12 protein-coding genes and 1 pseudogene are annotated in these 14595 nt (G+C 68.3%); 8 read left to right on the top strand and 5 right to left on the bottom strand.

Features of this window, described 5'->3' with window-relative positions; all coding sequences use genetic code 11:
- The 4 genes from recF to dnaA all read right to left on the bottom strand — a co-directional run.
- Positions 1-1024 (bottom strand): DNA replication/repair protein RecF (gene recF, locus ACWCOV_RS39635; protein WP_449834532.1); only part of this gene is annotated, 1024 nt, incomplete at its 3' end.
- A gap of 1 nt (position 1025) precedes the next feature.
- Positions 1026-1949, bottom strand: a complete 924-nt coding sequence (gnd, locus tag ACWCOV_RS39630; protein ID WP_449834531.1) for a phosphogluconate dehydrogenase (NAD(+)-dependent, decarboxylating) — start codon at positions 1947-1949, stop codon at positions 1026-1028.
- Between the two features lie 27 nt (positions 1950-1976).
- Complete coding sequence (gene dnaN, locus ACWCOV_RS39625) at positions 1977-3122, bottom strand: DNA polymerase III subunit beta (protein ID WP_449834530.1); 1146 nt, start codon at positions 3120-3122, stop codon at positions 1977-1979.
- A 517-nt stretch (positions 3123-3639) separates the two neighbouring features.
- Positions 3640-5223, bottom strand: coding sequence for a chromosomal replication initiator protein DnaA (dnaA, locus tag ACWCOV_RS39620; protein ID WP_449834533.1), 1584 nt, complete (start codon positions 5221-5223; stop codon positions 3640-3642).
- A gap of 1361 nt (positions 5224-6584) precedes the next feature.
- On the opposite strand from dnaA, the gene rpmH reads away from it, so the two are divergent.
- The 8 genes and pseudogenes from rpmH (at position 6585) to ACWCOV_RS39580 (ending at position 12742) form a co-directional block, all read left to right on the top strand.
- Positions 6585-6722: a 50S ribosomal protein L34 gene (gene rpmH / locus ACWCOV_RS39615; protein ID WP_130386492.1), complete on the top strand. Its 138-nt coding sequence runs from the start codon at positions 6585-6587 to the stop codon at positions 6720-6722.
- A gap of 26 nt (positions 6723-6748) precedes the next feature.
- A complete protein-coding gene (gene rnpA, locus ACWCOV_RS39610; RefSeq protein ID WP_449834529.1) occupies positions 6749-7096 on the top strand; it encodes a ribonuclease P protein component in 348 nt (115 codons plus the stop codon).
- Positions 7093-7404 (top strand): membrane protein insertion efficiency factor YidD, encoded by a 312-nt coding sequence (gene yidD, locus ACWCOV_RS39605; protein WP_449834528.1) that lies wholly within the window; start codon positions 7093-7095, stop codon positions 7402-7404. The genes rnpA and yidD overlap by 4 nt, the downstream gene beginning before the upstream one ends.
- Before the next feature lie 66 nt (positions 7405-7470).
- Positions 7471-8388: pseudogene (gene yidC / locus ACWCOV_RS39600) on the top strand (membrane protein insertase YidC); the annotation flags it as partial.
- 307 nt (positions 8389-8695) lie between these two features.
- Positions 8696-9223, top strand: coding sequence for a Jag family protein (locus ACWCOV_RS39595; RefSeq protein WP_449834527.1), 528 nt, complete (start codon positions 8696-8698; stop codon positions 9221-9223).
- 24 nt (positions 9224-9247) lie between these two features.
- Positions 9248-9919, top strand: a complete 672-nt coding sequence (rsmG, locus tag ACWCOV_RS39590) for a 16S rRNA (guanine(527)-N(7))-methyltransferase RsmG (protein ID WP_449834526.1) — start codon at positions 9248-9250, stop codon at positions 9917-9919.
- Between the two features lie 656 nt (positions 9920-10575).
- Positions 10576-11511 (top strand): AAA family ATPase, encoded by a 936-nt coding sequence (locus ACWCOV_RS39585; protein WP_449834525.1) that lies wholly within the window; start codon positions 10576-10578, stop codon positions 11509-11511.
- 274 nt (positions 11512-11785) lie between these two features.
- Complete coding sequence (locus ACWCOV_RS39580; protein WP_449834524.1) at positions 11786-12742, top strand: ParB/RepB/Spo0J family partition protein; 957 nt, start codon at positions 11786-11788, stop codon at positions 12740-12742.
- Positions 12743-14045: 1303 nt separating this feature from the next.
- Here ACWCOV_RS39580 and ACWCOV_RS39575 read toward each other — a convergent pair.
- Positions 14046-14396 carry a DUF3817 domain-containing protein gene (locus tag ACWCOV_RS39575; protein ID WP_449834523.1) on the bottom strand — a complete coding sequence of 117 codons (351 nt, stop codon included), beginning with the start codon at positions 14394-14396 and terminating at the stop codon, positions 14046-14048.
- Positions 14397-14595 lie beyond the last annotated feature (199 nt).

The following is a 14595-nucleotide window of genomic DNA, read 5'->3' as shown; positions in this document are numbered from 1 at the left end:
CGGCCAGCCGGTCGCGGCGCTGCGTGTCCAGCTCCGCGAACACATCGTCCAGGATCAGCACCGGCTCACCCCCATCCGCTCTGAGCAGTTCGTACGACGCCAGCCGCAGCGCGAGCGCGAACGACCAGGATTCACCGTGACTCGCGTACCCCTTCGCAGGCAAGTCCCCGAGCCCGAGTACGACGTCGTCGCGGTGCGGACCGACCAGCGACACGCCACGCTCGAGCTCGTCCTGCCGCTTCTCGTGCACCGCGTCGAGCAGCACCTGGGCCAGCTCCTCCCGGGACACCACACCGGGCTCGATGACGACCGACGACTTGTACTCCAGCCGAGCATCACCCTTGCCTCGGGCAACAGCGTCGTACGAGCTGGAGACCAGCGGGCGCAGGGCTTCCAGCAGCTCGAGCCTGGTCGCGAGCAGCTCGGAGCCGGCGCGGGCGAGGTGGGAGTCCCAGACCTCCAGGGTGCGCAGCTGTCCCTCGGCGGCGCTCGACCGGTTCTGCCGGCGCGCCATCGATGCGCTGCGGAGCAACGAGTTCCGCTGCTTCAGCACTCGGTCGTAGTCCTGCCGTACGCCCGCCATCCGCGGCGCCCGCAGGGTCAGCAGCTCGTCCAGGAACCGGCGGCGTTCGGACGGGTCGCCCTTCACCAGCGCCAGGTCCTCGGGTGCGAACAGCACCGTGCGGAGCAGGCCGAGCACTTCCCGCGGCCTCGGCACCGGCGACCGGTTGACCCGGGCCCGGTTTGCCTTCCCAGGATTGATTTCCAGCTCGACGACCACGTCCCGGTCGTACTGGCTGCGGATCTCGGTGCGCACGATCGCTCGGCTGGCGCCGGCGCGCACCAGCGGGGCGTCGTTCGCCACCCGGTGCGAGCCGAGCGTCGCGGTGTAGTGGATCGCCTCGACCAGGTTGGTCTTGCCGTGGCCGTTCGGCCCGACGAAGGCCGTCACGCCCGGGGCGAGCTGGACCTCCGCCTGCTGGTAGGACCGGAAGTCGAGCAGACCCAGGGCGGTGACATACACCTCAGTGCTTGATCGGTGGCGTCGCGTACGACGGGTCGGCGGCCTCGGCGCCCTTGACCGCGTGACCGCCGAACTGGTTGCGCATCGCCGCGATCGCCTTCATCGCCGGCGAGTCCTCCTGCCGGGACGCGAACCGGGCGAACAGCGACGCGGCGATCGCCGGCACCGGCACGGCGTTGTCGATCGCGGCCTCGACCGTCCACCGGCCCTCGCCGGAGTCCTCGGCGTACCCACGGATCTTGTCCAGGTGGGTGTCTTCCTTGAGCGCGTTCACCATCAGGTCCAGCAGCCAGGACCGGATCACGGTGCCCTCGCGCCAGGACTCGAAGGTCTCCGGCACGTTGTCCACGATGTCCGCGGCCTCGAGCAGCTCGAAGCCCTCGGCGTACGCCTGCATGATCGCGTACTCGATGCCGTTGTGGACCATCTTGCTGAAGTGGCCGGCGCCGACCTTGCCGGCGTGCACGAAACCGAACTCGCCCTCGGGCTTGAGCGCCTCGAAGATCGGCATCAGCGTCGCGACCGTGGCGTTGTCGCCACCGCACATCAGCGCGTAACCGTTCTCCAGGCCCCAGACGCCGCCGGACACACCGCAGTCGACGAACTGGATGTCCTTCTCGGCCAGCTGCGCCGCCCGCCGGGTGTCATCGGTCCAGCGGCTGTTGCCGCCGTCGATCACGATGTCGCCGGGGGAGAGCAGCTCGGCGAGTTCGGTGATGACCGGGTCGATGGCCTGCACGGGGACCATCACCCACACCACCCTCGGCTGGCCGTCGGCGGTCAGCTTGCCGACCATGTCGGCCAGGTCCTTGGCGTCGGAGATGTCCGGGTTGTGATCGAACCCGACCACGGTGTGCCCCGCGTTGCGGATCCGCTGGCGCATGTTGCCGCCCATCTTGCCGAGACCGACAAGGCCGAGCTCCATCGTGCAATCCCCTTGTTCTGTTGGCTTTCAGCTGTTGAGGCGGACCGGCATCAGCACGTACCGGAACTCGCTGATCGGTTCGCCGTCGAAGTCCCGCACACCGGTCAGCTCGGCCGGCTTGGTCGCCTGCGTGAAGGCCAGGTGGGCGACCGGCGTGCCGATCGCGTTCAGACCGTCGAGCAGGTACGTCGGGTTGAAGCCCACAGTAACCGGGGCACCCGAGACCCGGGCCTCGATCGACTCGGACGCCTGCGCCTCGTCACCGCTGCCGGCGTCGAGCGTCACGCTGTCCTCGCTGAAGGTGAGCCGCACCGGCGCGTTCCGCTCCGCGACCAGGGCGACGCGCTTGACCGCCTCGACCAGCGTCGCGGTGTCGATCCGGACCCGGGTCGCGATCGCCGAGTCGGTCGGGATGATGCCGCGGACCTTCGGGAACTCGCCGTCCAGCAACCGGGTGGTGGCGCGCCGGTTGCCACCGGACACCTGGCCCTCGAAACCGACGATGCCGTCACCGGTCCCAGGCGCGGCCAGCGACACGATCACGTCGGACCCGGTCATCGCCTTCGCGGTCTCGGACAGCACCCGGGCCGGCACCAGCGCGGCCGCGGACGCGTCGGGGGACTGCGGGTTCCACTCGAGCTCGCGGATGGCCAGCCGGTAGCGGTCGGTGGCGAGCAGCGAGATCGTGGATCCCTCGATCTCCACCCGGACACCGGTCAGCACCGGCAGCGTGTCCTCGCGGCCGGCCGCGGTCACCACCTGGGCCACCGCTTGGGCGAAGACGTCGCTCTTCACGGTCCCGCTCGCGGCCGGAAGGTCCGGCAACGCCGGATATTCCTCTGTGGGAAGCGTTTGGAGCGTGAACCGCGAACTGCCACAGGTCACTTGAGCCTTGGCCCCGTCCACGGCGATATCCACCGGCTGGTTCGGAAGGCTCTTCGAGATGTCGGCCATCAGCCGGCCGGAGATCAGGCACTTGCCGGCATCGGCCACCTGCGCGGGCACGGTGACGCGGACCGAGGTCTCGTAGTCGAATCCGGACAGGGTGATCTGCCCGTCCTCGGCCTCGACCAGAAGGCCGGCAAGGATCGGGACGCTGGGACGACTGGGCAAGCTGCGCGCGGCCCAGGCCACCGACTCGGCCAGTACGTCGCGCTCGACGCGAAACTTCACCGCTGGGTGCCTCCTGATTCGGCTGTGTGCCAGGCAGATCCTGCCACGGACAAGTGTGATGTGCGCCAACCGGGCGTGACGTGGCGCTTCGGGCGGGTCGCGTCGGCGTCGTTCCTGTGTGTTCTCGGGACAGCGTTCGGGGTGTCCTGAAGACAGCCTGACAGGTCGGCCCAACCGGCGCGAGACCGGGGTTTTCCCCAGATCGAGCCGCTCGTTCGTTTTTCGGCCTGGGACCTCTCTACAGATTCCATAGGGTTCTTAGCACCGGTGGATACTGTGGAAAAGCGACGAGTTCGCAGGTCAGACGGCATTTCGGCCTGGGGACGGCGTGTGGACGATTCTCGGTCGGCCTTGGGACGCCTGGTGATGACGGATTCTGTCCCCACAGCGAATCCACAGCACACACTGCTGTGTCCACCGCGATACCCACAGTTTTCCACAGGGCTGTCCCCAGCCTGTGTGGTTCCGGTGACCGCGTCGTAGCGCTCGGCGTACAGCCCCTTCGACGCGATCCCGGTCATTGCTGCTTGGCCTGGTGCTTGATCCGGTTGGTCAGCTCGGTCACCTGGTTGAAGACGCTGCGGCGCTCCGACATCAGCTGCCGGATCTTCCGCTCGGCGTGCATCACCGTGGTGTGGTCGCGGCCGCCGAACTGCTGGCCGATCTTCGGCAGCGACAGGTCGGTGAGCTCACGGCACAGGTACATCGCGATCTGCCGAGCGGTCACCAGCACCCGGCTCCGGCTCGACCCGCACAGGTCGTCGATCGACAGGCCGAAGTACGACGCGGTCTGGCCCATGATCATGCTGGCCGTCACCTCGGGCTTGCTGCCCTCGGGGATCAGGTCCTTCAACACGATCTCGGCCAGGCTCAGGTCGACCGGCTGCCGGTTCAGGCTGGCGAACGCGGTGACCCGGATCAGCGCGCCCTCGAGCTCACGGATGTTCGTCTGCACCTTCGACGCGATGAACTCCAGCACCTCCGGCGGCGCGGTCAGCCGCTCGGTGGCCGCCTTCTTCCGCAGGATCGCGATCCGGGTCTCCAGGTCGGGCGGCTGGATGTCGGTGATCAGGCCCCACTCGAACCGGTTCCGCAGCCGGTCCTCCAGCGCCTCCAGGCGTTTCGGCGCCCGGTCGGAGCTGATCACGATCTGCTTGTTCGCGTTGTGGAGGGTGTTGAAGGTGTGGAAGAACTCCTCCTGGGTCTGGATCTTGCCCTCGAGGAACTGGATGTCGTCGATCAGCAGCACGTCGACGTCGCGGTACCGGCGCTGGAACTGGGATGCCTTGTCGTCGCGGATCGCGTTGATGAAGTCGTTGGTGAACTCTTCGCTGGAGACGTACCGCACTCGCGCCCCGGTGTAGAGGCTGCGGACGTAGTGCCCGATCGCGTGCAGCAGGTGGGTCTTGCCCAGCCCGGAGTCGCCGTAGATCAGTTGCGGGTTGTACGCCTTGCCCGGCGCCTCGGCGACTGCGACCGCGGCGGCGTGCGCGAACCGGTTCGAGCTGCCGATGACGAAGGTCTCGAACGTGTACTTCGGGTTCAGCCGGGCCTCGCCCTGGGCCTCGGTGGCCGGCTGGGTCGGGGCCGAACCGTTCGGCGGGGGTGCGACCGATCCGAATTGCTGCTGCGGAGCGCCCAACTGCGGTGCGCCGAGCTGTGGTGCCGGTCCGGTCGGCTGGTCGTAGTGCTGAGCCGGCTCCGGCCGCTGCTGCGGTGCGGGCTGCCCGAAGTGCTGCGGTTGCTGCCCGTTGGTGTTCGGGTCGGTCAGCGACGACTGGATCGTCGGCTGGTACGAGCCTTCCGTGCGCAGCGGCTCCCGTACGGCGGGCTGCGCCGGCGGCTTCGGTTCGCGCAGCTCAGGGTCGAGCGACGGGTCGACGGTCACCGCGATCCGGATGTCCCGGCCGAAGCTCTCGGTCAGTATGCGCTCGAGGTCCGGGCGGAGCCGGGTCTCGAGCTGGCCGCGGGTGAAGTCGTCGGGCACCGCGACGATGGCGGTGCTCTCGTGCAGCGTGACCGGCCGTGAGTTGGTCAGCCAGGCGCGCTGGTTCGGCGGCAGGCCCGAGAGGACCCGGGTCCAGGCGTCACCGAGGTCCATCACCGGGGCCGGTTCCGCGACATCAGGTACGGCCGCTCTGGTCTCCGTGCTGCTGCTGTCCGCACGCCCATCACCCTCGTTCCGCACCACGCCGGTCGGTTCGCGCTCACTGTTGTATTGAGGAGCGAGACCGCCGCGTTGATTCAGCTCACCGCTGTACTGCTGCGGCTGCTGCTCACTGACGTGGTGAGCTGCCGGCTGCTCGGCGCCGTACGGCGGTTGCTGCGGGTCGCCGCCGTACTGCTGCGGCCGCGGCTGAGCGCCGTACTCGGAGGTCTGCTGTGGTGTGCCGTAGTCGGGGGACTGCTGTGGTGCGGACTGCTGTGGTGCGCTGTAGTCGGGGGTCTGCTGTGGGGTGCTGCCGAAGCCGCGGCCCTCTGCCTCGAACGCCACGCTCTGGCCGAAGCGCTCGGCGCGGGGCACGTCGACCGAGTACTTGTCGTTCTGTACGTCGGCGTACCTCAGGTTGTCGGCGACGGCCGGCGCGGAGCCGAAGTACGGCGTGCCCGGGGCGGACGTCGTGCCAGGGAGACCAGTGGCGGCGCGCTCGAGGTCCGAGCGGTACCCGTCGGGGCGATAGCTGTCGCCGGCTGGAGCCGACGGGTAGCCGAGCTCGCTCGGCGAGGTGGGAGGGGTGGAGTCCTCCGCGGACTCGGCCCGCGGCACCGGACCCGGCTCGGGGGTGATCCCTGGCCTGAAGTCCGCTCCGGCGTCCCCTGCGAATTCCGCACTGGCGGAATGGTCCTCGACCACGCGTTGCTCCCCGAATCCATCGCTGCGGTGGCCGGCGCGTTCCGGTGACCCGGGCGGCGCGACCGTTAGACCCGACACCGTGCGGCCGCTGCGTCGTTTCCGGCTCGGCGTGACCGCGCTTGTCCGCAGTCGGCCGCCGTACTGTCCACACGGTTGTCCACAGATGTGAACGACGGGTGGAGCAGGTTGGTTACCAGTTGCGGGATGTGGGACCTCTGGTGTGAGGGGCTGACGCTAACAAGTCGGGCCACGCTGCTTCAAGCCGTCATCCACAGGCTATGAACCCAAAATTGGGGGCAACCTGCGGCGTGTCGGGTAGACGTCGGAGCGTAGTCATGGTGACAGAGCCCACTGTGACGACCACCTGACCGATCGTGTGCCGACTATTCTGTCCACAAGCCTGTGGAAAACCCTGGGGATGACTGGTTTGACCCATCCACAGGCTGCCACGTACCGTGGATCGGTCGGTGTTGAGCCGGCCGTTTCGTGCTGCGCTCCCTGCGGGACCACAACCGGGTTCTTGAGTGGTGTGCAGGACTGCACCAGCGGCAGATCTATCAGTGGATTTGTCGACAATTTTGTGATCTCGAGTAACCGGAGTCATTCCAGTGAGCAAGCGGACGTTCCAGCCGAACAACCGTCGCCGGCACAAGAAGCACGGCTTCCGTCTTCGGATGCGTACCCGTGCGGGTCGCGCCATCATCGCCGCCCGCCGTGGCAAGGGCCGTCAGCGCCTCGCGGCCTGAGCGGTCTTCTCGACGGTGACCACCCCGTGTTGCCTGCGTCGAACCGGTTGCGCCGGTCCGACGACTTCCGTCGCGCAGTCCGGTCCGGACGGCGTGCGGGCAGGCGCGCGGTGGTGGTCCATCTGTTCCGGCGGGACGAGGCCGCGGCCGAACCCGCTCGCGTCGGATTCGTGGTGAACAAGGCGGTGGGCAACGCGGTTCTGCGGAACCGGGTCCACCGCCGCCTGCGCGCCGTACTGGCGACGCGGCTCCCCGATCTGCCGGCCGGCAGCCTGACCGTCGTCCGTGCCCTTCCGTCGTCGGCTTCAGCGTCGTACGACGAACTGGTCGCGGACGTCGACGGCGCGCTGGCGCGGTTGCTGGGGCCACGATGAGGATCAACCCCGTCAAGTACGGGATCATCGGTTTTCTGAAGCTCTACCGGACCTTCGTCAGCCCGATGTACGGGCAGGTGTGCAGGTTCTACCCGAGTTGTTCGGCGTACGCTCTGGAGGCGGTCGAACGTCACGGTGCGGTGCGCGGTTGCTGGCTGGCGATGAAGCGACTCATTCGCTGCCACCCGTGGAACCCCGGCGGCTACGACCCCGTTCCACCCACAGATGTCGACCAGCGCGGAGAGTCGATCTCCGCCAACCAGCCCGGATCGTCCACGGACGCCGGGCCTGCGCAGCGAGGTGCTTGAGTGACTCTTCTGGCCATCCCCGGACTCGCGTTGTGGGACGGGATCGTAGATATCTTCAACGCGATCATGACGCCGCTGTACCACGCGGTCGCGGCGCTGCTCGTGGGGTGGCACTGGCTGCTCTCTCAGGTGCTGGACCCGGACGGCGGGTGGGCCTGGGCGTTGTCGATCGCCGGCCTGACCATCGTCATCCGGACCCTGCTGATCCCGCTGTTCGTGCGGCAGATCCGCTCCAGCCGGAACATGCAGCTGCTGCAGCCGAAGATGAAGGAGCTGCAGAAGAAGTACGGCCACGACCGGGAGAAGCTCGGTCAGGAAATGATGAAGCTGTACAAGGAGACGGGCACCAACCCGTTCTCCTCGTGCCTGCCGCTGCTGCTGCAGTCGCCGGTCTTCCTCGCGCTCTTCCGGGTGCTGGACGGCGCCTCGAAGGGCGAGAGCCACAGCAGCATCATCACGCCGCACATCGAGTCGCTGCGGCACGCCACGATCTTCGGCGCCGAAATCTCGCAGACCTTCCTGCGCGCCAGCGGTGAGGGCGCCACCAACGTCAAGATCGTCGCGGTCGTCCTGATCATCCTGATGACGACGACGATGTTCATCACGCAGCTCCAGCTGATGCGCAAGAACATGCCGAAGGAGGCCCTCGAGGGCCAGGCCGCGCAGATGCAGAAGATCATGCTGTACGTCTTCCCGATCTTCTTCCTGATCGGCGGCTTCAACTTCCCGATCGGTGTGCTGATCTACTGGTTCGTCTCGAACGTCTGGACGATGGGCCAGCAGTTCTACGTGATCCGCCGCAACCCGGCCCCCGGCACCCCGGCGTACGATGCCATGGAGGCCCGCAAGCGCGAGCACAACCTGCGCGCCGGCCGACCGGCCGACGAGGGCCTGGCGGCCGCCGAGGGTGACACGGACACCGTCACCGACCGTCGTCCGGCGCAGCGGCAGCAGCCGAAGCGGCAGTCGCGCAGCAACCGCAAGGGCGGCGGCGCGCCCACGTCCGGCGGCGGCGAGGCCGCTGCCGAGACCTCCGCGAGCAACGGGCAGGCGTCGCCCAACGCCAAGCCCGAAGCGGCCAAGAAGACTCAGGCCGGTGCTGCCAAGAAGCAGCCGGCCGGCAAGAAGGGTACGACGGCGAAGCGCCAGCCCGCGGCGAAGTCGGCCGCGCAGAAGAAGGCGGCCCAGAAGAAGTCGGGCGGCTCCCGCTGACCGCTCGCCGGTAACCCTGCCTGCTTGTGTACACCTGGGTCCCCGTGGGGCGGATCTCGAGATTGTGAAGGAGTTGGCCGTGACCGACGGCATGCAGAACACCGAGGCGGCAGAGCAGCCCACCGCCAAGACGACCACCGCGGACGAGCGGCTCAAGGCGCTCGAGGCGGAGAGCGACATCGCGGCCGACTACCTCGAGGAGCTGCTGGACATCGCCGACCTGGACGGCGACATCGACATGGACATCGACGGCGACCGGGCCGCGGTGTCGATCGTCGGCGCCGAGCTGAACAACCTGGTCGGTGAGAACGGCAAGGTGCTGGAGGCGCTGCAGGAGCTGACCCGGCTCGCGGTCTACCGCGAGACCGGCGAGCGCTCGCGGCTGATGCTGGACGTGTCGAACTACCGGGCGAACCGCAAGGCCGAGCTCGAGGAGGTCGGTCGCAAGGCGGTCGAGGAGGTGGAGGCAACCGGGGCTCCGGTGCGCCTGGACCCGATGACGCCGTTCGAGCGGAAGGTCGTCCACGACGTCGTCGCGGCCGCCGGGCTGACCAGTGAGTCCGAGGGCGAGGAGCCACGCCGCCGCGTCGTCGTCCAGCCGGCCTGATCCGATGACGGGACAGTCCCGCTTGTGACCGAACCTGTTTCACGTGAAACGCCGCCGCTCGTGGAGAAGTTGTATCCACGGGCGGCGGTCCGGCTTGCGGCGTACGCCGATCTGCTGGCCACCCAGGGGACACTGCGCGGCCTGATCGGCCCGCGCGAGGTCCCGCGGCTGTGGGACCGGCATCTGCTGAACTGCGCCGTACTCGAGCGACTCATCCCACCGGACTCGACGGTCGCCGACGTCGGTACCGGCGCCGGGCTGCCCGGGATCGTGCTGGCGCTCGTCCGTCCCGATCTCCAGGTGGCGCTCGTCGAGCCGCTGCTCCGGCGCACCACCTTCCTTCAAGAGGCGGTCGAGGTACTCGGTCTGGAGAACGCCACGGTCGTGCGTGCCCGGGCCGAGGATCTTCCGCCTGCGTCGTACGACGTGGTGACTTCGCGAGCCGTAGCTCCCTTGGGCAAACTGGCCAAGTGGTGTCTGCCACTGTGCGCCGAAGGGGGACTGATGCTGGCGATGAAGGGGTCGTCCGCGGAGGAGGAACTGGAGGCCTCGGAGCGCGAGCTCGAGTCGCTCGGGGCAGAGGTTTGGCACATTCACCAACTCGGCGCGGATGAACTGGCCCAGCCGACGACAGTCGTGAGTATTGTGGCCGGACGTGCTGCAGGGGGATCCCGGCACGGAAGACGCGGGAGGTGAGCGGGTTGGTGAGTCGTGCCCTCGGATGGCCGGAGAAGAGCACGGGTGAGCCGAAGACAGCGCAGGGCATCGGCTGGCCGGCAGACCCACAGACCGCCATCCGCCTGATCACCGCAGACCCCGCCACCGACACCCCAGCACCTTCCTCGACTGCTTCTCCGACCCCCGAAGCGAAGGCCTCCGATTCGCCGGCCACCGCCTCGGACCCGGCCACCCTCTCCGACCTGGCCACCGCCTCGGACCCGGCCAGCGCTGCCGACCCGGCCGCTACCGCCGACGCGGCCGGCACCGCCGACCCGGTGGGCTCCGTACCGATCTCCGCGGTCGGCTCTGCTGCTGCGCCAGTGGACGGCGCGGCCCTCCGGGCCGCGGCTGCGACGGGTTTGGATCTCGTTCCCTCGAAGGACTCGGTGTCCGTTTCACGTGGAACGGCGGAGTCGCGAGATGATGGTGCCGGGGCCGAATCGGCGTCGCTGGTGGACGCCGAGAAGGACTTCGACGAGTCTCCACGACCTGTGGATGACGACCCCATGAAACTGCCCTTGCACACGGGAATTCGTCCACAGAGGCCTGTGGACGAAGCTGGGGGCAGACCCGCCCCGACCCCAACTGACATCCTCTTCGGGCCAAGTCCCGCACCTATCGGAATGGGCGCTATGACTGCCGCACAGATCGCCGCGCGGGCCACCTCGGACGAGCTTCAGCGACGACTTCTCGAGACTCCGATCGCCGCCGCCACCGAACGGACCCTGCTGGTGAATGAAGGACGCACGATGGGCCGTGAGTTCCCGCTGCCCGCTGAAACCCGGGTCTTCGTCGTCGCCAACCAGAAGGGTGGCGTCGGGAAGACCACGACGACCGTGAACGTCGCCGCCGGCCTCGCGCTGTACGGCGCCCGCATCCTCGTCATCGACCTGGACCCGCAGGGGAACGCGTCGACCGCCCTCGGCATCGACCACTCCGAAGGCACCCCGGGCGTCTACGAGGCGATCATCGAGGGCGAGTCGCTGAGCAAGCTGCTCCAGCCGTGCGCCGAGCACCCAGGTATCCAGGTCGTGCCGGCGACGATCGACCTGGCCGGCGCCGAGATCGAACTGGTCAGCATCGTGGCCCGCGAGAGCCGGCTGAAGCGTGCCCTCGACGCGCACCTGGAAGAGACCGAAGCAGCCGGCGAGAAGTACGACTACGTCTTCATCGACTGCCCGCCGTCACTCGGCCTTCTGACCGTCAACGCGCTGACGGCGGCGCGCGAGGTCCTGGTCCCGATCCAGAGCGAGTACTACGCCCTCGAGGGTCTGTCCCAGCTCCTCCGGCACATCGACATGGTGAAGTCGCACCTGAACCCGGGGCTCGACGTCTCCACGATCCTGCTGACGATGTATGACGCCCGGACCAAGCTGGCCGGCGAGGTGGCGGCCGAGGTTCGCGGACACTTCCAGGACGCGGTGCTGCGGACCGCCGTACCGCGTTCGGTCCGGATCTCCGAAGCGCCGAGCCACGGACAGACCGTGCTCGCGTACGACCCGGCATCCGCCGGAGCCCTCTCGTACCTGGAGGCTTCCCGCGAGATTGCCATGCGCAACAACTCCTGACCCGATTCACCCCTGGCGCCGGCCGAGCACCGCTCGGCCGGCGCCTTGCTTACCCAGGAGCCTTCATGTTTCACGTGGAACCTCCTGGAGTCTGTTTCACGTGGAACGGACGCAGCAGACGGCGGGCCCTGTGGATGCGCGTTCGAAGTGCCGGGCGGGACCAGTTACGGTTGCTCAGGCAGCTACTGGTGCCGAACGGCGTTTCACGTGAAACGAGCCCGCGGGCAGTGGTACTCCAAGAACATCAGCAGGTTGTCGAACTCGAGGGAGCGCGATGAACACCCGACTCGGACGCGGACTTGGTGCGCTGATCCCCAGCACACCCGCTCCCGGTAGCAGCACAACGCTCGGCAGCAAGTCCAGTTCGATTCCCGGTGCACCGCCGGCAACCATCAAGACCGAGCCCGAGCTGACCGCCGTACCCGGTGCGTCGTTCGCGGAGATCGAGGTCGACAAGATCACCCCGAACCCGAAGCAGCCGCGCACCGTCTTCGACGAGGAGGCGATGGAGGAGCTGGTGCACTCGGTGAAGGAGATCGGCCTGCTGCAGCCGATCGTCGTACGCCGGCTGGAGGCCGACAAGTACGAGCTCGTCATGGGCGAGCGTCGTTGGCGCGCGACCCAGCAGGCCGGCCTGGCCACGATCCCGGCCATCGTCCGCGACACCTCGGACGACGTGATGCTGCGGGACGCACTCCTGGAGAACCTGCACCGCAGCCAGCTGAACCCGCTCGAAGAGGCGGCCGCCTACCAGCAGATGCTCGACGACTTCGGCTGCACCCAGGAAGTCCTCGCCACCCGCATCGGCCGGTCGCGTCCGCAGATCTCGAACACCCTCCGACTGCTCAAGCTCCCGGCCTCGGTCCAGCGCCGAGTCGCCGCCGGCGTCCTCTCTGCCGGCCACGCCCGCGCGCTCCTCGGCCTCCCGAGCGGCGACGCGATCGAACGCCTCGCCCAGCGCATCGTCGCCGAAGGCCTCTCGGTCCGCACCGTCGAAGAGATCGTCGCCCTCGGCGACATGAACTCCGACGACGCCACTCCCCAACGCCGACGCGCCAAGCCAGTGGCCCCCCGCCTCGTCGACCTGGCCGACCGCCTCTCCGACCGCTTCGAAACCCGGGTGAAGGTCGACCTAGGCAAAACCAAAGGCAAGATCACCGTAGAGTTCGCCTCCCTGGACGACCTGGAACGAATCGTCACCCTCATGGACCCCAACAAGCCCACCACCTGACACGCACACCCCACGGCCCCGAAGCCCCCGCTCCGGGGCCGTCGTCATACCACGACCCGAAGCCCGCCGAGACTGCGTCGACGGGGTGACGCTGCCAGAATCGGGCGCGGTCAGTCCGGTTGGCTGTCGGTGCGGCGACCGGGATACCGCGAGGGTCAGGACTGGGTACGCAATGCGTCGACGAGGAGGAACGCCTTGGTCCGGACGTGGTCGACTGGGCGGCGGTGCTGAGGCCCTCGACCAGGATGACCAAGCCATGGGTTGGGAAGTAGCCGCCGGCGATGGCCATCGACTTGCCCATGCCCGAAGCGGCGGGAGTCGTGAGGGGCTCGAACGCCTGGGTGAGAGCCAAAGCGTGCTGGCTCGCTGCGGAGAGAGCTGCTGCGTACACCGCGGTGAGGATCGTGTCGCGCCTGGTCGCCGTGGCCAGGGGTGGCCAGTGCCCGACCAGAGGTCGCAGCCCTGGCGGAGGCGATGAGCCACCTCGGCGCTCGCCGGTCCGCGCCCGAGGACGTAGCTCGTTCCGGCCGGGATCGTCGACCTGGTGGATCTCCTCCCGCCTGTCCAGCGTCCGCCAGCCATCGGTGTAGGCGCCAGCTTCTTCGAGTTGAGCTTGTCGACCCGCGGCCGGGCGAACGACGCGGTTCTGTCGGAGTGGGCTGCAACGTACGCAGGTGGTGCGCGGCCTCCGCACAGAGTTCGAGACCGGCGGAGAGCACCACGGCGTTGGTCGGTGGTGCGGACTGCGGTGGCGGTCGGCGGTGAGGCCTGTAGGCCGCGGCGGTCGGCGACTGGGCGTGCCGGCCGGGTCCTCACCATGTACGACGGTCCCGGCGGTGCTGACTTACCAGGAGAGCTGCTCAGCGCGGGCGGCGCGTCCTGCTTCGGTTCGGCGGGCTGGTGGCTGGCCGGCAGCTTCGGGTGCGGGCTGAGAGGGCTGAGGTGGATCGAGAGCTGAGGGTCGGAATTCCTCTGTCAGCGGGATTCTGAGCGAGGTCGGACGTCGGCCGGACGGCGGCTCGTGTGGGGCGCTTTGGGGAGGTGCTTCAGGAGACGATGTGCCTGGTGGGTGGGGCGGAATCGTCGCGAAAGTTTGGAGGCGACCCTGGCTCAGAATCCCGCTGACAGAGGAATTTCAGGGCTTTCGCACCGCTGGCCGGTGCGTCGTGCGACGACCAGTCCCGCACCCGCGGCTCCGGCCCGTGGGCCCGATCCGTCAGCAGTCGCTGGGAGGCGCAAGCAGGATTTGTCGACAAATCTACTTGGGGATTTGCGGTGGATGTTTCATGTGAAACATCGGGGGTCAGGCGGTTAGTTCGTGGGTGGTTTTGCGTTCCGCGTAGAAGGAGAGGAAGGGGATGGTGCCGGCCAGGGCGATGAGGACCAGGCGGAGGAAGGACCAGTGGACGCGGCGGAAGAGGTCGAACGTGGCGAGGAGGTAGACCACGTAGAGGAAGCCGTGCATCGGGCCGATGACGTTCATGGCGCTGGGGTCGTCCGCCAGGTACTTCAGGGGCATCGCCACGAAGAGCAGCAGGAGGAGCATCACGCCGACGATGTACGCGATCACGCGGTAGCGGGTGAGAGCTCCGCGGATGGCCGGGGTGAGCGGCTGCGGGGTGGCGGACGTGGCGGGGTCGGCTGGTGAAGTCACGCTGAAACGGTACCGCTTGACTCCACAGACTCCTCGGCCCGGTTGACCGTCCAACCGCTTCCGGCCCCACCGCTTCCGGCCCCAGCGCTTGCAGTCCCAGCGCTTGCAGTCCCGGCGCTTGCGGTGCCAGTGCTTACGGTCCCGGCGCTTGCGGTGCCAGTGCTTACGGTCCCGGCGCTTGCGGTGCCAGTGCTTACGG

The sequence above is a fragment of the Kribbella sp. NPDC002412 genome (assembly GCF_053592935.1).
The sequence above is the reverse complement of the archived record's forward strand: the minus strand, read 5'-3'. Positions and strand labels throughout refer to the sequence as shown.

Excerpts from the sequence above, each read along its gene's own strand:
- gnd (WP_449834531.1), bottom strand. The coding sequence starts at position 1,949 with ATGGAGCTCGGCCTTGTCGGTCTCGGCAAGATGGGCGGCAACATGCGC.
- dnaA (WP_449834533.1), bottom strand. The coding sequence starts at position 5,223 with ATGGACCTCGGTGACGCCTGGACCCGGGTCCTCTCGGGCCTGCCGCCG.
- yidD (WP_449834528.1), top strand. The coding sequence starts at position 7,093 with ATGAGGATCAACCCCGTCAAGTACGGGATCATCGGTTTTCTGAAGCTC.
- ACWCOV_RS39585 (WP_449834525.1), top strand. The coding sequence starts at position 10,576 with ATGACTGCCGCACAGATCGCCGCGCGGGCCACCTCGGACGAGCTTCAG.
- ACWCOV_RS39580 (WP_449834524.1), top strand. The coding sequence starts at position 11,786 with ATGAACACCCGACTCGGACGCGGACTTGGTGCGCTGATCCCCAGCACA.